General features: G+C 66.8%; 19 protein-coding genes. 11 read left to right on the top strand and 8 right to left on the bottom strand.

Features of this window, described 5'->3' with window-relative positions; genetic code table 11:
• Positions 1–2: 2 nt before the first annotated feature.
• Together IT361_18625 and IT361_18620 are read left to right on the top strand one after the other, a co-directional pair.
• Positions 3–782: a dimethylargininase gene (locus IT361_18625; protein MCC6319692.1), complete on the top strand. Its 780-nt coding sequence runs from the start codon at positions 3–5 to the stop codon at positions 780–782.
• Between the two features lie 54 nt (positions 783–836).
• Positions 837–1,100 carry a hypothetical protein gene (locus IT361_18620; protein ID MCC6319691.1) on the top strand — a complete coding sequence of 88 codons (264 nt, stop codon included), beginning with the start codon at positions 837–839 and terminating at the stop codon, positions 1,098–1,100.
• Here the strand turns inward: IT361_18620 and IT361_18615 are convergent.
• The 7 genes from IT361_18615 to IT361_18585 all read right to left on the bottom strand — a co-directional run bounded on the left by IT361_18615 (position 1,040) and on the right by IT361_18585 (position 8,277).
• Positions 1,040–1,480, bottom strand: coding sequence for a hypothetical protein (locus IT361_18615; GenBank protein MCC6319690.1), 441 nt, complete (start codon positions 1,478–1,480; stop codon positions 1,040–1,042). The two genes, IT361_18620 and IT361_18615, sit on opposite strands and share 61 nt — an antisense overlap.
• A 30-nt stretch (positions 1,481–1,510) precedes the next feature.
• Positions 1,511–2,302: an ABC transporter permease subunit gene (locus IT361_18610; protein ID MCC6319689.1), complete on the bottom strand. Its 792-nt coding sequence runs from the start codon at positions 2,300–2,302 to the stop codon at positions 1,511–1,513.
• A complete protein-coding gene (locus tag IT361_18605; GenBank protein ID MCC6319688.1) occupies positions 2,299–3,030 on the bottom strand; it encodes an ABC transporter ATP-binding protein in 732 nt (243 codons plus the stop codon). The genes IT361_18610 and IT361_18605 overlap by 4 nt, the downstream gene beginning before the upstream one ends.
• Positions 3,027–4,283, bottom strand: coding sequence for a nitrous oxide reductase family maturation protein NosD (locus tag IT361_18600; GenBank protein ID MCC6319687.1), 1,257 nt, complete (start codon positions 4,281–4,283; stop codon positions 3,027–3,029). The genes IT361_18605 and IT361_18600 overlap by 4 nt, the downstream gene beginning before the upstream one ends.
• A 2-nt stretch (positions 4,284–4,285) precedes the next feature.
• Positions 4,286–4,924 carry a hypothetical protein gene (locus IT361_18595; GenBank protein ID MCC6319686.1) on the bottom strand — a complete coding sequence of 213 codons (639 nt, stop codon included), beginning with the start codon at positions 4,922–4,924 and terminating at the stop codon, positions 4,286–4,288.
• A gap of 55 nt (positions 4,925–4,979) precedes the next feature.
• Positions 4,980–6,977, bottom strand: coding sequence for a Sec-dependent nitrous-oxide reductase (gene nosZ / locus IT361_18590; GenBank protein MCC6319685.1), 1,998 nt, complete (start codon positions 6,975–6,977; stop codon positions 4,980–4,982).
• 280 nt (positions 6,978–7,257) lie between these two features.
• On the bottom strand, positions 7,258–8,277 hold the full coding sequence (locus IT361_18585; protein MCC6319684.1) for a hypothetical protein: 1,020 nt from the start codon (positions 8,275–8,277) through the stop codon (positions 7,258–7,260).
• 310 nt (positions 8,278–8,587) lie between these two features.
• On the opposite strand from IT361_18585, the gene IT361_18580 reads away from it, so the two are divergent.
• From IT361_18580 to IT361_18540, 9 genes are all read left to right on the top strand, one after another.
• Complete coding sequence (locus tag IT361_18580) at positions 8,588–9,601, top strand: glycosyltransferase family 4 protein (protein MCC6319683.1); 1,014 nt, start codon at positions 8,588–8,590, stop codon at positions 9,599–9,601.
• A gap of 484 nt (positions 9,602–10,085) precedes the next feature.
• On the top strand, positions 10,086–11,468 hold the full coding sequence (locus tag IT361_18575; GenBank protein MCC6319682.1) for a hypothetical protein: 1,383 nt from the start codon (positions 10,086–10,088) through the stop codon (positions 11,466–11,468).
• A 90-nt stretch (positions 11,469–11,558) separates the two neighbouring features.
• Positions 11,559–12,308: a hypothetical protein gene (locus tag IT361_18570; protein MCC6319681.1), complete on the top strand. Its 750-nt coding sequence runs from the start codon at positions 11,559–11,561 to the stop codon at positions 12,306–12,308.
• A 132-nt stretch (positions 12,309–12,440) separates the two neighbouring features.
• Positions 12,441–12,938, top strand: a complete 498-nt coding sequence (lspA, locus tag IT361_18565; GenBank protein MCC6319680.1) for a signal peptidase II — start codon at positions 12,441–12,443, stop codon at positions 12,936–12,938.
• Positions 12,935–13,546, top strand: coding sequence for a thioredoxin family protein (locus tag IT361_18560; protein MCC6319679.1), 612 nt, complete (start codon positions 12,935–12,937; stop codon positions 13,544–13,546). The genes lspA and IT361_18560 overlap by 4 nt, the downstream gene beginning before the upstream one ends.
• Before the next feature lie 138 nt (positions 13,547–13,684).
• The gene (locus IT361_18555; protein ID MCC6319678.1) at positions 13,685–16,555 is read left to right on the top strand and encodes a DEAD/DEAH box helicase family protein; all 2,871 of its coding nucleotides are present in this window, start codon (positions 13,685–13,687) and stop codon (positions 16,553–16,555) included.
• A gap of 50 nt (positions 16,556–16,605) precedes the next feature.
• Positions 16,606–18,135: a restriction endonuclease subunit S gene (locus IT361_18550; protein MCC6319677.1), complete on the top strand. Its 1,530-nt coding sequence runs from the start codon at positions 16,606–16,608 to the stop codon at positions 18,133–18,135.
• Positions 18,136–18,154: 19 nt separating this feature from the next.
• Positions 18,155–19,624 carry an ATP-binding protein gene (locus IT361_18545; protein MCC6319676.1) on the top strand — a complete coding sequence of 490 codons (1,470 nt, stop codon included), beginning with the start codon at positions 18,155–18,157 and terminating at the stop codon, positions 19,622–19,624.
• Positions 19,621–21,162 (top strand): SAM-dependent DNA methyltransferase, encoded by a 1,542-nt coding sequence (locus tag IT361_18540; GenBank protein ID MCC6319675.1) that lies wholly within the window; start codon positions 19,621–19,623, stop codon positions 21,160–21,162. Before IT361_18545 ends, IT361_18540 begins: the two co-directional genes overlap by 4 nt.
• An 80-nt stretch (positions 21,163–21,242) precedes the next feature.
• Here the strand turns inward: IT361_18540 and IT361_18535 are convergent, their stop codons facing one another.
• The gene (locus tag IT361_18535) at positions 21,243–22,640 is read right to left on the bottom strand and encodes an amidohydrolase (GenBank protein MCC6319674.1); all 1,398 of its coding nucleotides are present in this window, start codon (positions 22,638–22,640) and stop codon (positions 21,243–21,245) included.
• Between the last annotated feature and the right edge of the window lie 68 nt (positions 22,641–22,708).

Below are 22,708 nucleotides of genomic sequence, written 5' to 3'. Positions count from 1 at the left end.
GCGTGTCTGGCTGGGTGGCGCTCACGCGGCCAGTGCCGCAGAGCATCGTCGACTGCCAACTGACGCACATCTCGCGCACGCCGATCGATGTGGAGCGTGCGCGGGCGCAACACGCGGAGTACGAGGACGCGCTGCGCACCTGCGGTTGTACGGTCGTGCAGCTCCCCGAACTGCGCGCGAGCCCGGACTCGGTGTTTGTCGAAGACGTCGCGATCGTGCTCGATGATCTGGCCGTCCTCACACGACCCGGCGCACCGTCAAGGCGCGACGAGGTGCCGCCGATGGCGGAGGCGTTGAGACCGTATCGACGGCTCGCCGCGCTCGAAGCACCTGCGACGCTCGATGGGGGTGATGTTCTGGTGGTCGACCGGACGCTCTGGGTCGGGCGCACGTCGCGAACCAACGCCGAGGGAATCTCCCAACTCACGCGCTGCGTGGAGGGCGCGGGCTATGTCGTGCGTTCAATCGGCGTGGCCGGCGCCTTGCACCTCAAGACGGCGGTGACGCGTGTTGGTCCCCGTCATCTGCTCGTGAATCGCGACTGGGTCGACGCCTCGGTATTCGGCGGTGTATCGCTCATCGAGGTCGACCCGACCGAACCGTTCGCCGCGAACGCGATGCTGATCGGTGACCGGGTGATTCACTCCACCGCGTTTCCACGCACGCATCAGCGGTTGCGTGCCGCCGGCATCGAGGTTGTCACGGTCGACGCCTCGGAACTCGCAAAAGCCGAGGGTGGTGTGACGTGCTGTTCGCTGCTCGTTCGCGGCAGCGAGGCGTAGGTCCGCGACCGGGCGCGATCGCCAACTGCGGGAACGGCGTTTGCCAACCGACCGATCCGCGTCACCTCCGGCTATCGGACCTCGGGCCACAACGCGGCCGTCGCCGGCAGTGAGACGTCGTCGCACGTGGTGATCTTGCGGACTGCGGTGATCGACACGTCGACGCAGATGCAGGGGGCCGGTCCCGGCCGGATTCACCGGCCGGATCACAGGGAAGGGGGGCGGCCTCGGTGCGCCGCTCCCCTTCCACGTCTCAGTTACTTCACGGTCACGCGGCCGACCATGCCGAGCAGCGCATGGGGGTCGCACTGGAAGTAGTAGGAGCCCGGGCCCCACGTGACCTTCACGTCTTCCACCTGACCGGGGGCCTGGAGCATCTGGCCGGCCGGGGGCAGCCCCTGCACGCCGGGGTTTGAGTCCGGCAGGAAGTGCACGTTGTGCACGCCAACCACCAGCTTGAACCGGATCACGTCTCCACGCTTTGCCTCGAACGTCGCGGGCTCGAACCGGTTGTTGCCCTGATCGTCGGTGATCATGTCGACCGGGATGATCGTGCCGCCGGGATCAGGGGTCTGGCCGGTGGCGGCAGGCGCCGCCGCCGGCGTCGTGGCGGTGTCCGCGGCCTGTTCCGTACCTCCTCCGCAGGCAGCGAGCGTGATCGAGGCGAGGGCAATGGTGAGCAGTCGGTTCGTGGTCATGGTGTCGAGTACGGGTAGTGAGTTCAGACTTCAGAAATCGCGACGTCGAAACGCCCGCAGGGCCAGCAGCCCGGGGACGAGCGCCCACATCGCAAGGCCGGCGACGGCGAGTGTCACACCAGTGGCACCGCCGAAGGCACGGGTGAAGACCGCCCCGGTGTAACCGAGCAGGGCAGCCACATCGAGGCGCGACACGAGGAGCACACGCGCGAGGTCAACCGGGTTGAGGAAGGTCAGCGCGAGCAGCGGACCTTCCAGCGCGGCATCACGCCACGCGACCGCGATCCAGAGCACGACCGCGTCGTAAGCAACGGTGAGCAGGATCCACACGCCGAGTGCAGCGGCAAGGCCTCGAAGGCGATCTTCGACCAGGCCGCCGATGAGGACCGCGATGGCCGCGAACACGGCGGTCAGCGCGACCCCGGCCACGAGCATGAGCACCAGCAACGGCACCGCCTCGGGGCCAATCGCGCGGTGCAGCAGCAGCGGGACCGTCACGCCGCCAACGAACGCCATGGAGAGCGGGAGGACGAGCCCGGCGAACAGCCCGTGGAAGAGCCGTCCGCGGTCCACCGGCTGCGTCAGGAGCAGCGTGTTGAACTCCCGGGCACCGTGCCAGTAGATCGTGCCGAACACGATCGTGACCAGCGGTACGAGGAGGAGCACCAGATTGAGCAGGCTCACCAGCGCGCGCGGACCCGAGCCGGCGAGCCGGAGGAGCAGATCGGTGGCGAGGAGAAAGAAGCCCAGGTACGCGAGGATCCACCGATTGCGGAGCACGTCGATCAGCACGTAGCGGCCGATCCTCAGGATCATGGTCATGGGGCCTCCACGCGCATGACGGGACGGTGGTCGCGCATCAACCGCGCGGCGGCGCGTTCGAGCGTCGGTTCACCGGCCTCGGCCATCAGCGCGCGCGGGCGTCCGCTGAAGCGCACGCCGCCGTCGAGGAGGAAGACGACGTGGTCGGCCAGCTCCTCGACCTCGCTCAGGACATGTGAAGTCACGAGGACCGTGCGGCCCTGGTCGCGCACGCGCCGGATCTTGTCCTTGAGTGTTGAGCTGGAGACCGGGTCGAGCGCGGCGGTGGGTTCGTCCAGGATCAGTACGTCCGGCGAGAACAGGAACGCGAGTGCCGCGTTGATGCGCTGGCGCGTCCCGCCCGACAGGTGGCGCATCGGCGCGTGCAGCACCGGCGCGAGCGCCAGGGTGTCGATCAGTTCATCGTCCCGCTCTACGCGTCCGCCGCGCAGATCGGTCAGCATCGCGAACACGTTCGCCGCGGTCAGGTTGTCGGGGTAGCGGGCCGCCTGTGGCATGTAGCCGACGCGCGCCCGATATCCGGCGTCGCCTTCGATGCGGCGTCCGTCGAGCCGCAGTTCACCGGCATCCGGCCGGACGAGGCCGAGCACCATCTTGTTGAACGTGGTCTTTCCGGACGCGTTGGGGCCGATGATCGCGGTGACCTCGCCGCGCGGAATGTCGATGTCGACCCCGCGCAGCACGGACAGCCGGCCAAACGACTTGTGCAGGTTGCGGGCCTCGATCATCTCGCGGCCTCCTGCGGCGCGCGGGTCCGGGGCGCTTCGTCACGCACGTCCGGCGCGATCGCCGGCAGGGCGCGCTCCGCGAGATCGAGAAGGTCGACCAGCATGCTGCGGAGCAGCACGAGGCTGGCCGGGCTCTGCTCGACGACGAGTGCGAAGAGGCGCACCGGCGCGAACGGGACGTCGCCGATGCCGTCGCGATCCAGGTCGTAACCCGTGTAGCGGTCCCAGTAGTTGCCGCGGAACGTCGAGTAGTTGGAGCGGCTGTTCGTGCCCACGTCGAAGGCGTTGCCCTCGAAAACATTGTCGCTGAACACGTTGCCCTGGGCGCTGGCCAGCACCTTGAGGCCCCAGCCGTTCGCGGCGAAACGATTGCCGATCACCTGGTTGCGACCGGCATCCTCGAGGTAGAGTCCGACCGAATTGCCGAGAAAGCGGTTGCCCCGGACCTGTGACTCGTCGATGTCCTTGAGGAGGAGCCCGTAGGCGGCGCTCCCGATGTTCTTCTCGAAGGTGTTGGCCGTCATGGTCACCGTGTGCGAATACATCACGGCGACCCCGTTGCCGTTGGCGCGGAACGTGTTGGTGTCGTAGGTGCAGTCGTGGGAGAACATGAAATGCAGCCCGTAGCGCGCATTGCGCTCGGCGACATTTCGGTGGATCTGGCCCGCGGTGACAAACTCGAAGTAGATACCGTCGCGGTGGCCGCTGACGGCATTGCCGGTGATCGTGAGGCTGTCGCTGTACCAGGCGTGGATGCCGTTGCCGGTCTCCATCTGACCGCCGCCCGTGCCGCGGATCGTGTTGTCGGACACCCGGCAGCCGACCGTGCGCTCGAGCGAGATCGCGAAGGCCGTGGCCTCGAGGCGGTTGCCGCGGATCGTGCATGCCCTGGCATTGCGCGCGCGGATCCCGGCGCGTTCATCGACCTGCGAAGAGCCGGTGTTCACGAACGTGAGACCCTCGACGGTCACGTCGTCGGCCTCGATGAGCAGAATGGTTCGGGCGCCTTCGCCATCGAGGCGGGCGCCGGGTTCACCCACGAGCGTCATCGGTCGACGCACCACGATCATTGGTTCGCGGTAGGTGGCCGCGCCGATGACGATGCGGGCGCCGTGCGGCGCGGCAGCAACGGCCTCTCCGATGCGCGCGTAGCGCGAGCCCGGGCCCACGCGCACCACCGCGCCCTCCTGGGCGACCACGGGCGCGGCACTGGCGAGGAGCAGGACGAGTCCGGCCGCCCGAGGGGTGTGCACGCTCAGGCGACTCGTTCCGCGCCCGTCACCGCGGCAACTGCCGCGGCCGCATGGCGCTGGCGCAAGGCGTCGGTGCGCGCGAACCAGATAGCGAGTCCCGTGAGCCCCGCGGCGGCAAAGGCGAACAGGCCGCCCGCCGCCGGCCACGACGTGGCCGTGAAGTTCAGCAGTTGCTTCGTCCCGATGAGGGGCGGCTGATACGACATCCCGGGAACACGAATGATGGCATTCTCCACGTCGAGGTTGTGGCCGTAGTCCCACGTCCACCACCAGAAATCGGCCAGGCCGGCGACGGCGAACACCGCCAGGCAACCGGCAAAGACCCACGCCAAGCTGCGTCGTCCGGTGGCGGCCGCGAGCAGCGCGAGGCCGGCCAGTGCGGCGACTACGTATGGCATCAGTCGGAGTTCGCGGATCGTATCCGGCTCGATCCGTTTCATGCCGATGTAGTGGTTCAGGTTGTTGATGTTGCCGAGGTCGTTCGGCGTGCGGCCCGTGATGGTGTTGATGCGGATGTCCATCGCGAGGCCCTCAGGATACTGCGGTGCCGACAGGGCCACGGACCAGATGGGGAAAACAAACATGCCGGCCATCAGGATGGCAGCGGCAGCGAGCAGGATCCGGGAACGCAGGGGAAGCATGGTCCAGCGGGTGAGTGCACGGGGGTGGTCGTTCGGACCACCCCCATGCGGTGAGCTAGCGTTTTCCGGCAGCGGGTGGAGCCGCCGCGGGACGTGGCACGTTCGCCTGGAGGGCGACCGCGCGTCCGGCTGGTGAGACCCGGACGTAGCCCATCATCTCCTGGTGCAGCGCACTGCAGAAATCGGTGCAGTAGAAGGGGTAGACGCCCGGATACTTCGGGATCCACGTCAACGTTCTGGTCTGGCCGGGCATCACCAGCAGCTCGGCGTCGCTCCAGTTGCCCATGGCCGCGAAGCCGTGGGGCACGTCCCAGTCCTGTTCGAGGTTCGTGACGTGGAAGAGCACCGTATCACCAACCTGGACGCCTTCGATGTTGTCCGGCGCGAAGTGCGAGCGGATCGCGGTCATTTTCACGTGCACGGTCTTGCCCTGGCGCGAGATCCCGGCGTCCTGTTCACGCTTCGTGGCCCACGGGTGCGCGTTGTCGGCCAGCGTGAAGAACTTGGTCTCCTTGTCCTTCAGCAGGTTCGCGTCGATCGCCTGCGCGTAGTGCGGCTCGCCGATCAGCGGGAAGTCGAGCAGGAGCTTCATCTTGGCGCCGCTGATGTCGTACAGCTGCCCGGCCTGGGTCAGTTCGGGACCCGTGCCGAGGTAACGATCCTTGGTGATCTTGTTCATGGCGACCACGTACTTGCCGTAGGGCTTCTTTGTGTCGCCGCCAGGCACCATGAGGTGACCGATCGAGTAGTACGTCGGGACGCGATCGACGACCTTGAAGTCGCTGAAGCACCACTTCACGATCTCCGACGAGATGAAGACCGAGGTGTAGGCGCAGCCCTTGTCGTCGAACTCGTTATGCAGGGGGCCGAGCCCGGGGTTCTGGACCTCGCCGGCCATGACCTTGGCGTAGGCGAGCACCGGGATGCCCTCCACGTCCTTCTCGAAGGCCTTCTCCTCGATGGCCTTCATCATCTTCGAGAACGAGTGGACCGGGATCACCGTGGCCAGCTTGCCGCCGCCGACGATGTATTCACCGGTCGGATCGATGTCCACGCCGTGCGGGGACTTGGGCGTCGGCAGGTAGTAGATGCTGCCCGCGCAGTCCTTCGGGTCGATCACGTTCACCGCGGTCTTGAACTCGGTGGTCGCCTGGTGCGTCGTGTGGCTCATCACGTTGTGCGCATACCGCGCCGGCCAGGACCTGGCCTTGCCACCCGCCGCGCACGCTTCCAGCGCCTTCCAGTTCACGGCGGCGATGTAGTCGTAGTCGTTCTTCGACGCGTTCACCTCGAGCTTGGTGAAGGCCTGCTCGGTGTTGTACGAAGTGAAGAACGCCCAGCCGTGCGATGGGCCCTTGCCGGGGCGACCGAGATCGTAGTCGATGCCGGGGACGAGCAGCTGGAACGCGATGTCCATCTTGCCCGCCTCATTCGCCTTCACGAAGGAGATCGTACCCTTGAACTTCGAGGCGCGGTCGCTGATGGCGACGTCCGCCTGCGGAATCGGGACCGAGAATCGCGTCGCGCCGATGAGGTATTCGCTGTTCTCGGTCACGAACGGCGCGCCATGGTTGCCGCCGGTGTTCGGCACCTCGATCGTCTCGACCGTCTCGAAGGTCGCGAGATCGATGCGGGCAAAGCGCGGCGTGTTGTTCGCATTGATGAACAGCCAGCGGCCGTCATGTGCGCCGTCGGTCTGCGACAGCGACGGGTGGTGCGTATCGTCCCACGGAATGTTGCCGAACGACGAGTTCAGCAGCGCCTTGGTCTCCACGTTGTAGCCGTAGCCGTTCTCCGGGTTCTGGGCGAACACGGGGATGACCTTGAGCAGGCGACCTGAGGGCAGGCCGTACACGCTCACCTGCCCGGAGAAGCCGCCGGACATGAAGGCGTAGAACTCGTCCTTCGCGCCCGGGGCGACGTAGACGCGGTTCGCGGCGTCGCTCGCGCCGGCCATGGAAGTGTTGGGTCGCGCGGGCCCGCAGGCAGCCGCGGCGACGAGCAGCCCCGCCAGCGCGCAGGCATGCCACCTGGTTCGGCGTGACGATGTCATGGAGTGTGATCCTCGATCTCGGGGTTCTGCAGGCCCGGACGTCCGGCTGCACCTCAAGGATCATTTCCAATGGCCTGCGCCAGCATGGGAGAATCCCCGAACCCGGCAGCAGGACTCCGCACGACCGCCTCAGGGATTACCCGACAGCCCTCCGATCACCTGCGCGACATACCACTGGCGCCAGTGAGGTGGCGCGCTCCGATGACGCCGAGCCGCCGGAAAGTCGGCCACCAACGGGCGCGGGTGAGCCAGGTCCTGCGCGCGCCGAAATCCCCCGGAGCTACTGGTACTGGATGTAGAGTGGCTTCGGGTTCAGGGCGAGCACGTCCGCGGGGCCCATCAGCACCCAGCCCTTCTTCCGGACGTCGTTCTTGTAGAAAATCTTGAAGCCCGTGAACTGCACCGGCTCGCTGTAGACGAAGTTCACGTAGCTGCCACGCTTGAGCTCCGCGTTCCCCCAGCCGTCCATCTGCACCACCACCTGCACCCGCGGATCGAGGCGGATGTTTCGATAGTTCGTGAGCATGGCGCGCGTGAAGCGATGGACCACGAGCACCTTTGGCGGAAGGTCGTGCTTCGTGACCAGTTCCTGCAGAAACTCGCTCGCGTAGTTCACGTCGCTCGCGTCCATGGTCCCGATGCGCTTGCCCGGCGCGTGCCCGGATTTCATGGAGAACTCGGGGTCGATGCCGAGGTGCACGTTTGGCTTCGCGAACCAGTGGGCGAGGCGCGGGAGTTCGGACCGCAGGTTGCTCTTGCCCACCTGGATATCGAGGAACAGGAGCGCGTTCCGGCGCTGCGCCCACTCCGCCACCTCGGCGATCAGCGAATCGCCCATGCGGGCGCGCCACATGCCGTCGGCGCCAGGCGACCCCTGCGCCACCACGGCGATCAGATGGAGCGCGGGGATGGCCGGCGTCGTGGTATCCGCCTTGGTCCATGCGGCTACTTCACGGTCCAGGCGGCGGAGCATTTCTTCGGGGCGCACCTCGCCCAGGATGCCCATGCGCGTCGAACGGGGGTTTCCGTAATACGCCACGATGCGCCGCGCCGGGAGGATGCTACCGGGCAGCGGTGCAGGTCCCTTCACGGGCCACTCCGGCGCCGGACGCGCTGGCCGAGCTGGCTTGGCGTTCGCCGTGCCCGAGCCGTTGCCTGTCTTCGCTTTCGGGCGCGCACCACTCCGCGGCGGTGACTTCGCCTTGGTGCTCTGCGCGGCGATCGGATCCGGACCCACGACCTCCGGTACGACGGGGGCTGCGACAGAGAGCGCGAGGAGCAGGAGCGAACGTTGGATCACGACAGAAACCTCTGAGCGGTTGGAGGGCAGGCTAATCGAGTCCTGCCGCCGGGAACAGTCGAACGCGCGCGAAATCGGCTGGCCCTCGCCGTCGCCATGCTCCGCTGGCAGAGCACGTTCGTCCCGGTCGATCGCGACGTCACGGCGCAGACGCTGCGATTCGCGCAATCGCCGGGCGTGGGGCCACCACCATGATCTGTGACGGCCCTTCAATGGACGATCCGGATCGACGTACATCTCCCTCGTACCCCGCATTCATGAGGAGTCTCCGATTTCGATACCAGACGGGTCCGTCGCGCGTCTTGTCGCCGTGAAGCTGCTCGTCCTGAACTGTCATGAGGCATGGGTGCACCAGCTGGGTGTACTCAACGCCGAGCTGGACATCGTCATCGGTCTTCCCGGCCGCTACACCTCGGCGTGGGACACACGCATGCGCCCGCTGCCGGCTGGCGCCCGCACACTGACGCTCGAGGAAGCCATCGCCTCAGGTCAGGCGTACGACTGCGTCATCAATCACAACATCACGGATCTGCTCGACACGCGCGCCATTGCGGCACCCAAGCTTCTGGTGCTGCATGAGACGCTCGAGGGTCGCATGCAGCAGCAGGCCGCCGAGTTCGATGCCCGCGACATGCGCGCGCTGCTCAACACCTACCTCGCGTCGGTGGGTGGCCACGCCATCGCCATCTCGCGCATGAAGGCCAAGAGCTGGGGCGTCACGCACACCGTCGTGCACAACTCCGTCGACGTGGATGCGTACCCGCCGCACATCGGCGACGTGGACTCCGGCATTCGCGTGGCCAACCACGTCACGTCCAAGCGCGTGTTTCTCGCCTGGGACTTCCACGAGGCGGCCCTCGCCGACATGCCGATCCGGCTTGTTGGCCACAATCCGGACATGCCGGGCGTGAGCGCCGCGGACGACTGGGAGCACCTCAAGCGGATGCTGGCGTCACATCGGTTTCTCGTCCACACGGCCGACCCGCGCTACGAAGACGGCTACAACATGGCCGTGCTCGAGGCCATGGCCGCCGGGCTGCCGGTGGTGACCAACCAGCACCCGAGCACGATCGTGGAGCACGGAGTCACCGGTTTCATCGCCACCACGCCCCTCGACATGCGCGAATACGCGCGTCGCCTGCTGGATGACGCGGACCTCGCCCACTCGATGGGAGAACGCGCCCGAGAGTTCGTCCAACGGAGCTATTCGCCGGGACGCTTCCGCGTGGAACTCGCCCGGGCAATCCAGGAGGCCCGAAAGAAGTGGTCGCGCCGGGCCGCCAAGGCCGGCGCAGGCACCGGCGGGCGCGACCGCGCGCCGTAGGATCGCGGGGCCGGCCGTCACCTCCGCGTCAGGCGGGCTGCCGGCGCCGCTACGGATCGGGCGCCCGACTGTCGCCTCACCGTCGAGCGGCTTACCCGCTCTGCTACGGATTCGGCGCCCGAGGTCACCTCGCCGTCGGGCGGCTGCCCGCGCCGAAACGGCTTGGGCGGCGGACGTCACCTCGCCGTCACGCCATCTGCCCGCGCCGCGACGGCCTCGGCGGCAGACGTTACCGCGCCGTCACGCCATCTGCCCGCGCCGCGACGGCCTCGGCGGCAGACGTTACCGCGCCGTCACGCCGGCTGCCCCACCAGGCGGACCGGCGCAATTCCCAGGGGCCGCGGCTGCGTCGGTGGGCCACGCGTCACGGTGGAGCCCGCTCGCTGTCTCCGCTCATGGCCCCGCCGCACCTCCGTGACGCCGGCGTGACGGCGCGGGGAATGTGAGGAATGACCGGTCGAGCCCGCTGATCGTCCATTCCCTGATGCCTCGGCGTTTCCCACCCTCCCTTCTCGCCACGGCGCTGATCTCGGCGGCCTGCGGCCGCGGACCGGCGACGGTCCCCGCGCCCGCGCGCATGGACGCCGCCACGGCCGTGGCCTCGTTCGACACCGCGTGGTCCCGCATCGGCGCGACGTACTACGACACGACGTTCCGTGGACACGACTGGCGCGAGTTGCGCGCCACGTTCCGCCCCCTGGCCGAACGTGCGACCTCACCCATCGAGGTTCGCCAGGCCATCGAGTCGCTGTTCGTGAGACTGGGTGATTCACATTTCTACATCGTCCCCGGAGACGTGGCGCAGGCAATGCGCGCCAGTTCGGACGAAGAGAGCGATCGTCCGGGCACCACTGGGCTCGAGTTCCGGCTCATCGACGAGCGGCTCCTGGTTTCCCGCGTCGTGCCGGGCTCGCCGGCGGAGCAGGCCGGAGTGCGCGCGGGATGGGAAGTGCGCGCGATCGAAGGCGTGGACCTGATCGCCATGCTCGCCGCGCGGCGCCGACTGGATCATGCGCGCGACGTGCGCCGGGCCGGACTGCAGATTCCGCTGCGCGCCGAGTCCGCGACCCATGGCGCACCGGGTGGTATCGTGCACATGCGATTCAGGCGTGACGATGGCCGCGAGGTGCAGCTCGACGTGGCGCGCGCGGCGTTCGACGGCCAGGTGGTGCGCTACGGGCCGCTGCCGCCGCAGTACTTCGCGTTCAGTCACTCGCGCCATGCGGACGATCGCGGGTGCGTTGGCGTGATCCGGTTTTCGGTGTGGATGCTTCCGCTGCTGCCAGCGCTCGAAGGCGCGATGGACGAGCTGGCGAGCTGTCGCGGCATCGTGCTCGACCTGCGGGGCAACACCGGCGGTGTGGCGGCGCTGGTGATGGGCGTGTCCGGCTTCTTCGTGGACCGACCGGTGGCGTTAGGCACCTTGCAGGCGCGCGGGACGACGCTCCGCTACCTCGTGAACCCGCGGCGCAGCAACCGACGCGGTGAATCGGTCGAACCCTACAGCGGTGCGCTGGCGATCCTCGTCGACGGGCTCTCGGCGAGCACATCCGAGATCTTCGCCGAGGGGATGCGCGACATCGGGCGGGTGAAGGTCTTTGGCGACACGACCGCGGGTGAGGCGCTGCCCGCCACGCTCCAGAAGCTGCCCAACGGCGATCTGCTGATCCACGCGATTGCCGACTTTCACTCGGCGAACGGGGCTCGCATCGAGGCGAGCGGAGTCGCGCCGGACGTCGTGGTGCCGATGACGCGCCGGGACCTGCTCAAGGGCCGCGATGTCGCGCTCACGGCCGCCCTCACATGGGTCGGCGGGGCACGCGTCGAGGCCGGAGCGCGTGTAACCCAGCGCACCATACGTCCGTAAAGCGACCGGAACCCTCGCGGCCTTTCCGCACTAGATTCCTGTCCTCGGGTCGGTGAGTTCCGACCTCCCCTCATTCGGAGAACATCAGTCATGAACGTTCGTCGGGTATTGGCAACCGCGGCCCTCGCATCGGTCCTGCCCGGGTATGTCCACGCCCAGGCGCTGCCGGCCGCAAAGGATCTGGTCCAGGCGTGGGCCAAGGCGGTGAATGCCGACGGCTGGAAGGGTCACAAGTCGGCGCGGTCGACGGCGGCGTTCGACATGCCGGCGATGGGCATGAGCGCCAAGATGGAGCTCGCGCAGTCCTTCGATCCGCCGATGACGGTGACCAAGATCGACCTCCCGGGCATGGGCGAGATGCGTCAGGGCTTTGACGGAACGACCTCGTGGTCGCTGAACCCGATGCAGGGCGCACAGGTCCTGCCCGAGGAGATGGCGGCGGCCCAGCGCGAAGACGGCGACCCGGGCAACTACTCCCGCCTCTCGCCGGCCATCGTGAGCTCCGAGACCGTGGAGAAGACCAAGCTCAACGACCAGGATTGCTACAAGGTCAAGCACACCTGGAAGAGCGGGCGTGTCAGCCATGACTGTTTTTCGGTTGCCGACGGCATGATCGTCTGGTCGCAAACCAAGACCGCGACCCCGATGGGTGAGATGGAAGTGGTGACGACCTTTGGGGCCTACAAGGATTTCGGGGGCGTCAAGCGCGCCACGACCACAACGGTCGAACAGGCCGGGCAGCAGTTCATCATCACGCTCCAGGGCTGGGAGTGGGACACGGTGAACGTCAAGGAGTTCGAGCTGCCCCCCGAGGTAAAGGCGCTGGTGAAGAAGCCGTAGGGAAACGCGGACCATCGTCGCAGTGTCCCATACGAGGGCGGAGGGCGAGTCGATCGCGCTCCGCCCTCGGCGCATCGGTACTGGCGCCGGACATCGCGGCAGACTAGCTCACCAAAGCCACGCCTCCTTCGCATGACCGCTCCCAAGGCCCGCTGGTTCTGGCCCCTCGCTGCATTGCTGCTCCTGGCCGACTGCGGCACGAAACAACTGGTCGAAGAGCAGCTGACCGTGGAGCACCTCCCGCACGAGGTGATCGGCAACACGCTGCGCCTCACGCTCATCTACAATACCGGGGCCGCGTTCTCCACGTCGTTAGGCGACTACTCGCGCGTGGTCTTCTCGGCGCTCGCGATGGTGATCGTCGCGGTGCTCTATCGCATGTACCGGGACGCCGACGCCCACGACCGCGCCCTGGGCGCGGCCCTTGGCCTCATCGTCGGCGGCGCGGTCGGCAACCTGGTCGATCGCCTCCGCTCTCCGCGGGGCGTCGTCGACTTCATCGACGTGGGCATCGGCGATGCGCGATTCTGGGTGTTCAACATCGCCGACGTCGGCGTCACGACCGGCGCGGCACTGCTATTGTATCTCATGCTCCGCCGCTCCCACTCCACCGAGCCGCACCTGAAATGAGCGCCCTTCTCTCCGCAGTCCTCGGCGCCGCGCTGGCGTGCCAGGAACCCGTCGCTGCCGTCAACGCCAACTCCACCTATCGCGCGCTGTTCGAAGGCGGGAAGAACTTCGCGTCCTTCCTCGCCGCCGCCCAGCAGCGCAAGCAGCAGTGGGAGGGAAACTTTCGTGATGCAGCAGTTCCCGACGCGCTGCTGACGCGCGCCCGCGCCGCCGGCGGGCCGTGGAAGTTCCTGGTGGTCGCCGTCGATGGGTGCTCCGACTCGGTGAACACCATTCCGTATCTCGCGAAGCTCGTACAGCAGCTCATGGGCGTCGAGCTGCAGATCATCGGCAGCGACACCGGGCGCCACGTGATGGAGTCGCATCGCACACCGGACGGTCGCGCGGCGACGCCGACGGTGATCCTGCTCGACGGCAACTACGAGGAGCGCGGGTGCTGGATCGAACGGCCGGCCGAGCTGCAGGAGTGGATGAGCAAGGGCTCCGGGTCTTTCGACGGCAAGATGAAGTGGTACGACGAGGACAAGGGGCAGAAGACGCTGTCGGACATCGTCTCCGTCATGGAACGCGCCGCGAAGGGCGAGCGCGCCTGCGCTGCCGCGAGTTGAGCGCACCGACCGACCCTGCACCTCGACCAGGCGACTCGGAAGCTTGAAGCGACCGGTGACTTCCGAGCGCGGTGCCGAGCATCCTGGACCTGATCGTGTCGCGCGGCGACGCTACGTCCTGACCGAGCGAGGCCTCGCATGAGTCCGACGCCCGAGCAAGAGGCCCGCGTTGAAATCGACGCGGCCCTGGAGGCCGCGGGGTGGATCGTCCAGGACCGTGTTGCGATGAACCTCTCCGCCGGCACCGGCGTGGCCGTCCGCGAGTTCAGGATGGCGCCGGGACACGGCTTCGCCGACTACCTGCTCTTCGTGAACGGCAAGGCGGTTGGCGTGCTCGAGGCCAAGCCGGCCGGATTCGCACTGACCAACGTGGAGCTGCAGGTCGACAAGTACGCGACCGGCCTCCCCGCCGGGCTCAACCCACCCGTACAGCCGCTTCCGTTCCTCTATTTGAGCACCGGCGTCGAGACCCGCTTCATCAACGACCTCGATCCAGACCCCAAGACGCGCGCCATCTCAGGCAATCTGTCGGAGATCCATCGCCCGGAAACCCTCGCCGAGTGGATCCAGGCCGAAACGCTCGATACCTGGGTGAAGCGACTGCACGCCGACGGCGGCGGTCTCTACACGGCGGCAGACGACACCAGGCCGGCCTCCTTCCGGGCGCGAATCAGCACGATGCCGCCGCTCGAACCGGGTTCGCTCTATCCGAACCAGATCGAGGCGGTGACGAAGCTCGATCATTCGTTCAAAAAGAACCGTCCCCGCGCGCTGATCCAGATGGCGACCGGCTCGGGCAAGACGATCGCCGCCATCACCGCCATCTACCGGCTCATCAAGTACGGCGGCGCGCGCCGCGTGCTCTTCCTCGTGGACCGGAGCAACCTCGGGCAACAAGCCGAGACGGAGTTCCAGGGATATCGAGCCCCCGACAGCCACCGGCTCTTCACTGAGCTGTACAACGTCCAGCGCCTCTCCTCCAACACGATCATGGACTCGAGCCGGGTCGTCATCTCGACGATCCAGCGCGTGTACTCCATGCTCAAGGGGGAGGCCGATCTCGATCCCTCGCTGGAAGAAGGTTCGCAGTTCGAGAGCAGCGGCGCCGCCATGAAGGAGCCGCTGCCGGTGGTGTACAACGCCGCGTACCCGCCCGAGTATTTCGACGTGGTGGTGATCGACGAGGTGCACCGCTCGATCTACACCCTGTGGCGTCAGGTGGTGGAGTACTTCGACGCCTTCCTCGTGGGCCTCACCGCCACGCCGAGCAAGCAGACACTCGGCTTCTTCAACAAGAACCTCGTGATGGAGTACGACCACGCGAGGGCGGTGGCCGACGGCGTCAACGTGGACTTCGAGGTCTACAACATCCGCACAAAGATCACCGCGCAGGGCTCCACGGTGGAGGCAAAGCCCGACACGATGCTCGGCTACCGGGACCGCCGCACCCGCGCGATGCGTTGGGAGGCGCCCGACGAGGACCTCTCGTATGACCCTAACGAGTTGGATCGCCGCGTGGTGGCGAGGGATCAGATCCGCACCATCATCCGCACGTTCCGCGACCGGTTGCCGGTGGACATCTTCCCCGGCCGCAAGGAAGTCCCCAAGACGCTGATCTTCGCCAAGGACGACAGCCACGCCGAGGACATCGTCGAGATCGTGCGCGACGAGTTCGGCCGTGGCAATGCCTTCTGCCAGAAGATCACCTACAAGGTGACGGAGTCGAATCCGCGGGACCTGATCCAGGCATTCCGCAACCAGTACGAGCCGCGCATCGCCGTGACCGTGGACATGGTGGCCACCGGCACGGACATCAAGCCGATCGAGATCGTGATGTTCATGCGCGCGGTGAGGAGTCGCGTGCTCTTCGAGCAGATGAAGGGGCGCGGCGTGCGCATCATCGACCCGAACGACCTGCGTGCTGTGAGCGGCGAGGACGCCGTCGCCAAGACGCACTTCGTGATCGTGGATTGCGTGGGGATGACCGAGGCGCAGCTCGCCGACACGCAGCCGCTCGACCGGCAACGTACGGTGAGCCTCAAGGCGCTGCTGGAGCACGTGGCGATGGGCGGCACCGACCCGGAGGCGCTCTCGTCGCTCGCGAGCCGCCTCGCGCGGCTCGACAAGCAGTGCGGACCTGCGGAGCGGGCGCGCATCGCGGAAGCGTCGGGCGGAGTGACACTCGCTGCGATCTGTGGCGCTGTCGTTGAGGGCCTCGACCCCGACCGGCAGATTGTCGAAGCGCGCCGCGTCTTCGCGGTGCCGGCGGATGCGGAGCCGACCGATCTGCAGATAAGGCAGGCCGCCGAGACCCTGCTCAAGCGTGCTACCGAGCCGCTGGCCACTAACCCCTCGTTGCGTACGCTGCTCGTCGATCTCAAGCGCGAGCTGGAGCAGGTGATCGACGAAGTATCGCAGGACGAGCTACTCGAAGCGGGCGCGAGCCCCGAGGCCAGGGAGAAGGCGCAGTCGCTCGTGGCCGACTTCGAGCGCTTCATTGGTGAGCACAAGGACGAGATCGACGCGCTCCAGTTCTTCTATGCGCAGCCGTATTCAAAGCGTCTCTCGTTCAATGACATCAAGGCGCTGGCCGAGGCGATCAAGGCACCGCCGCGCGCGTGGACGCCGGACAAACTCTGGCGCGCCTATGAGACCTTACGGAAGGACCGAGTGCGTGGTGGGTCGGGGAAGCTGCTGACGGACATCGTCTCGCTGGTGCGCTTCGCGACGCACCGGGACGACGAGCTGGTGCCGTTCGGCGAGCAGGTGCGTGCGAGGTTCGATGAATGGATGGCGCAGCAGGAGAACCGCGGGCGGGCGTTCACCGCCGAGCAGCGCCGCTGGCTCGAGATGATGCGCGACCACATTGCGACCAGCGTGGAGATGACGGTGGAGGATCTGGATTACGCACCGTTCGCGGAGGCCGGCGGGCGGGGGAGGGCGGCGCAGGTGTTTGGGGGGAAGCTGCGCGAGATGCTGGATGAATTGAATGGGGCGCTGGCGGCATGAGCGGCGAGGTCGCTATGCCTACCGGGTGGACAACAGCACTACTTAGAGACTTGGGTCGTTTACTCGCAGGGGTTGGTTTCCCTGTTCATCTCCAAGGTCAGACGAGTGGTGCGATCCCGTTCTACAAGGTTGGAGACATCTCCGAGGCGTGGCGGCAAGGACACAAGGTTCTGTCAGCCGCACAACACTACGTCACCGATGAAGTAGCGAACGGGCTTGGTGCGCGTCCGCTGCCTGCCCAAACCACTGTTTTCGCAAAGATCGGCGCGGCAATCGCTCTGAACCGTCGAGCGATGCTCGGCCGGCCGTCATTGGTTGACAACAACGTTTTCGGGATGGCACCGGACGTCGACGTCCTTGACCCCGAGTACCTGTTCTACTTCACCTGCACACTACGTCTTGGCGATCTCGCGCGTGCAACGACAGTGCCTTCGCTTCGTAAGGGTGATGTCGAATCACTCTCGATACCACTCCCGGGGCTTTCCGAGCAGCGTCGCATCGTCTCCGCCCTCGAGTCCTACTTCACCCGGCTCGACGACGCGGCGGCGACGCTGGAGCGGGTGCAGCGCAACCTGAAGCGCTACCGGGCCTCGGTGCTCAAGGCTGCCGTCGAAGGGCGACTGGTGCCGACCGAGGCGGAGCTGGCCCGCGCCGAGGGCCGCAGCTACGAGCCGGCCTCGGTGCTCCTCACGCGCATCCTCGCCGAACGCCGTCGTCGGTGGGAGGAATCCGAGCTGGCGAAGATGACGGCCAAGGGCAAGGCGCCGAAGGACAACGAGTGGAAAGCGAAGTACGTGGAGCCGGCCGCGCCGGATACGAGCGGGCTGCCCGAGCTGCCGGAGGGGTGGTGCTGGGCATCCGTTGAGCAGCTCGGCTTCATCGCTTCAGGGCAAACGCCAAGTGGCGTTACATCGGCTGGGGCGGCAGAGGGCGCTATTCCGTGGTTTCGCATCGGCGATATGAACACTCCTAATAACGAGTTGCGGATGAATGTCGCCAAGGAGTGGTTGACGGCTGAGCAGGTCGCTGCATTGGGCCTTCACGTTCGTCCGGCTGGAACGATCATTTTCCCGAAGCGAGGTGGCGCTATCGGCACCAACAAGAAGCGGCTATTAGCATGCCCGAGTACATACGATTTGAACACAATGGGTGTGGTCCCCGTCGGAGGGGTTGGGAGCTATTTGTGGCTCTGGTTCAGTGATCTGGACCTTGGCTCACTCGCTGATGGCTCGAACGTGCCACAGATCAATCATGGTGATATAGCTCCCCTCGCCATTCGACTGCCGCCGCAGGTCGAGCAAGCCCGGATCGTGGAGAATGTGAACGCACTGCTGTCGCTCGCGGAGAATGCTCTCTCGGTAACGTCAGCGAATCGGCTCAGGGCCGTTCGTCTCCGCCAATCCATCCTCAAGTGGGCCTTCGACGGCCGACTCGTGGACCAAGACCCGTCCGACGAGCCGGCCTCCGTCCTCCTCGAACGCATCCGCGCCGAGCGCGCCGAATCGCCTCGCACTCCTCGGGCGGGCGGCAAAAGTCGCGACCGGCGTGACGCGACCCGAAGCACTTGGCGCCTAAGGTAGAAACTATTACCTTACCTTCATGAGCGCCGTAAGTCGTTCCCCATGGACATTTTACGGCCGACGCCACGAACTGGAAACGCTGCGGGATATCCTGCGCCGTCGGCGCTGGTTCTTCCTCAAAGTCTCGGGGCGCCGCCGGATCGGGAAGACCAGCCTCGTGCATCAGGCCCTACAGGCCGAAGGGCGCGATCGCGTCCTCTACCTGCAGGTGCCGGACTCCGACCCGGCGGGCGTCGTCTCTGCCGCGCGCGACTTCTTCGAACTGTTCGGCGTCGAAGTGTCACCGCCGACCGACCTGCGCACCCTTGCGGCGGCGATCGGCGCGCTGGTCCGCCGGGGATTCGTCGTCGCACTCGACGAGTTCCAGTACTTCCACCGCAAGGTGCTGTACGAGTTCACCTCACATCTGCAGTACGAGGTGGACCAGTTGGCACGCGACGCCGCCGATGTGCAGGGGGGACTGATCGTCCTCGGCTCCATCCACACCGAGATGGCGGCACTGCTCGAAGAGCGCAGCGCACCGCTCTTCGCGCGTGTCACGGACACGCTGGACGTGCAGCACCTCGACATCGCCTCGGTCCTCGAAATCATCCGGGTGCACGCGGAGCCGTCGGCGAGTCGTCTGCTCTTCTTGTGGAACCTCTTCGAGGGCGTGCCGAAGTTCTATCGCGACGCGTACGAGGAGGGCGTCATCGGCGCCGACCGCGGTGATCTCGTGCGCGAACTGTTCTTCTCCAGCTCCTCTCCATTGCGCACGGAGGCGGAGAACTGGTTCCTGCGCGAACTGAGCGGACGCTACGACCTCGTGCTGAAGTACGTCGCCCGGAATCCCGGCTGTTCCAATGGCGAGATCCTGGCGCATGCGCGTCAGGTGGACGCGGAACGCGAGAAGCAGGTGGGCGGCTACCTGCAGGTGCTGCGCGACCGGTATCGCATGATCGAGCAGCGCCAGCCCGTGTTCGCCAAGGCGTCGGCCCGCAATGGGCGGTATTACATCGCTGACAACTTCCTGCGGTCGTGGCTCGCGGCGCTCGCGACCCCTGCGGCATCGGTGCATTTCCGTCCACTCGGCGAGCTCGTCGGCGAGGCGGACCGTCGCCTGGCCGACACCGAGGGGTACGGACTGGAGAAGCTGGTTGGCGCACTGTACGAGGAACGCAGCCGCAAGGGGCTCGACGGATTCCGTCTGACGGCGCGAATTCACGGCTACTGGGATCGCGGCGACACCGAACTGGACCTGGTGGCCCTGAACGAGGAGGATCGCATCGTTCGAGTCGGGACATGCAAGCGGGCCGCCGAGCGTCTGGCACCGGACTACGCGCGCTTCGACGAGCACGTCGCGCGGTTTCTTGGTCGCCATGACGCCGTGAGCGGCTGGCGCATCGAGAAGGTCGCGATCACCACACGACACACGGCGGATTCCCGTCGGGACGCCGAGCGCGCGGGGTACATGCATCAGGACATCGAGGAGCTGATCAAGGATCTATGAGCGACGCCGCCAATCGCATCGTCCAGAAGCTCTGGTCCTACTGCAACGTCCTGCGCGACGACGGGCTGTCGTATCAGGACTACCTGGAGCAGCTCACCTTCCTGCTGTTCCTCAAGATGGCCGACGAGCGCGCACAGCTCACCGGCGAACCGCAGCCGATCCCGGAGGGCCATCGCTGGGCCGACCTCGCGTCGCCGCAGATGGAGGGCGTAGAGCTGGAACAGCACTACCGCGAGACGCTGCGCGTGCTCGGCCAGGAGGGCGGGATGCTCGGCCTGATCTTCGAGAAGGCGCAGAACAAGATTCAGGACCCGGCCAAGCTGCGGCAGCTCGTGGTGGAGCTGATCGGCAAGGAGAACTGGTCGGCGATGTCGGCCGACGTGAAGGGCGACGCGTACGAAGGGCTGCTCGAGCGGAACGCGCAGGACGTGAAGGGCGGCGCCGGGCAGTACTTCACGCCCCGCGTGCTCATTGACGCCATCGTGGACTGCGTGCGCCCGCAACCGGGCGAGATCGTCGCCGACCCTGCGTGCGGCACGGGCGGGTTCCTGCTCTCGGCGCACGAGTACGTGAAGAACCACTCTGAGCTGGACCGCGACCAGAAGCGCCACCTGCGCTTCGAGGCGCTGCGCGGCACGGAGCTGGTACCTAACGTCGCACGCCTCTGCGGGATGAACCTCTACCTGCACGGCATCGGCCCCAACGCCGGCGACGACCACGAGCCGCCAATCCGCACCGACGATGCGCTGCGCGACGAACCGGGCACGCACGCGGACGTGGTCGTCACCAATCCGCCCTTCGGCAAGAAGTCGTCGATCACGATCGTGAACGAAGAAGGCGACACCGACCGCCAATCGCTCACCTACAACCGCCCCGACTTCTGGACGACGACCTCGAACAAGCAGCTCAACTTCGTCCAGCACGTGAAGTCGCTGCTCAAGGTCCACGGCAGGGCCGCCGTCGTCGTGCCGGACAACGTGCTGTTCGAGGGTGGAGCGGGCGAGACGGTGCGCCGGAACCTGCTTCAGGAGTGCGAGGTGCACACGCTGCTGCGGCTGCCGACCGGCATCTTCTACGCGCAGGGCGTGAAGGCCAACGTGCTCTTTTTCGACCGCCGGCCCGGCGCGAAGGATCCGTGGACGAAAACGGTGTGGGTCTACGACCTGCGCACCAACAGGCACTTCACGCTCAAGACCAAACGCATGGCACGCGCGGACCTCGACGAGTTTGTCGCGTGTTACCGCCCCGGCGATCGGAACAATCGACAGGCGACTTGGTCCGACGCGACGCCCGAGGGCCGCTGGCGGCCGTACACCTACGACGAGATCCTCGCCCGCGACAAGGTGAGCCTGGACCTCTTCTGGCTGCGGGACGAGAGCCTGGAGGATTCGGCGAGTCTTCCCGAGCCGCACCTGCTTGCGCAGGAGATCGCCGACGACCTACGCTCGGCGCTCGCGCAGATCGAAGACGTGCTCGGGGATCTGGAGCAGAGGCTGCAGGTCGGCCCGAGCGGGGGGGGCGGCCACGACGGAGACTGATTGCGCCGCACGCGCGATACCCTCGGCTGCCGCGGGCGGCCGCGCGTGAGCGCACCGCCGCATCACGTCGCGATGCCTGTCTACATCGCCTTCGTCCCGGACAAGTAATCCAGCGCCAGGCGCCCCAGCGCCTTCATGCCCGGCACCAGCGCCGATTCGTCGGCAAAGAACTTCGGCGAATGGTTAGGCGCCGCCATGGACTCGTCGGCGCCCGGTGGGTTGACGCCGAGAAAAAAGAACAGCCCCGGCACCTTCTTCTGGTACGCCGAAAAATCTTCGGCGGTGGTCGTCGGCCGTCCTTCCGAGACATTGGCGGCACCAACCGCGCGCTGCAGCGACGGCACCATGCGAGCCGTCAGCGCGGGATCGTTGTACGTCACGGCGTAGGCCTTGTCGATCTCCAGCGTCGCCGATCCGCCGGCGGCCGCGGCCAGTGACGTCGCGAGCCGCGTAAAGCGCGCGTGGATCGAGTCCCGCGTCGCCTCGTCGAAGGTGCGGATCGTGCCGCCGAGTTCCACCGAGTCCGGGATGATGTTCGTCCGGATGCCGCCGCGAATGAACCCCGTCGTCAGGATCGCGGGCGTGAGCGTGAGGTCGGTCTGACGACTCACGATCGATTGCATGTTGGTGACGATCTGGGCCGCGATCACGATGGGGTCGACGCCGTTCCAGGGCAGCGCGCCATGCGTCTGCCGGCCGCGAACCACCATGCGCCACGTGTCGGCGCTCGCCATGAGCCCGCCCGAGCGATAGACCACCTTGCCCGCGGGGAACGGGAACACGTGGAGGCCAAAGATCGCGTCGACTCGGGGGTTCTCGAGCACGCCTTCCGCGACCATTTCGCTCGCACCACCGGTTTCACCGATCGGCACGCCCTCTTCGGCGGGCTGGAACACGAACTTCACCGTTCCCGGGAGATCGGCCTTCATGCCGGCGAAGACTTCGGCGATGCCCAGCAGGATCGCCATGTGATTGTCGTGACCGCAGGCGTGCATCACGCCGACCGACTGCCCGTTGTACGTCGAGCGGACGGTGGACTTGAACGGAAGGTCGACCTCTTCCACCACAGGGAGGGCGTCCATGTCAGCGCGCAGTGCGACGACCGGCCCCGGCTTGCCGCCGCGCAGGATGCCGACCACGCCGTGTTTGGCCACGCCGGTCTTCACCTCGAGCCCCATGCGCTTGAGCTGCTCGGCGATCTTGGCCGACGTGCGCACTTCCTGGTTGGATAGCTCGGGGTTCTGGTGGAAGTCGCGACGCCACGCCACGACCGCGGGCGAAGCGGCCGCGATCCTGCGCTCCATGTCGGCGACGAGGGGAGCCGGGGCCTGAGCGGCCAACGGAGCTGCACCGAGCACGGCGGCGAGGAAGGGCAGGGAGCGGAAGTAGGCGGGCACGTGGGTTCGGGGCAGCGAGGGTGAGCAGATCGCGCGCTCAACGTTGCTCCATGGCACGCCCGACGTACAGGCCGGCTGCATGAGCCACGCCCCCAGTGGTGCCTCCAGAGCGGAAACAGGTCAACCGGACGATATCGCTGCCGATACTC

The organism is Gemmatimonadaceae bacterium, assembly GCA_020846935.1.
Classification (GTDB): Bacteria; Gemmatimonadota; Gemmatimonadetes; order Gemmatimonadales; family Gemmatimonadaceae; genus RBC101.
This window is presented reverse-complemented; position numbering and strand designations above follow the sequence as displayed.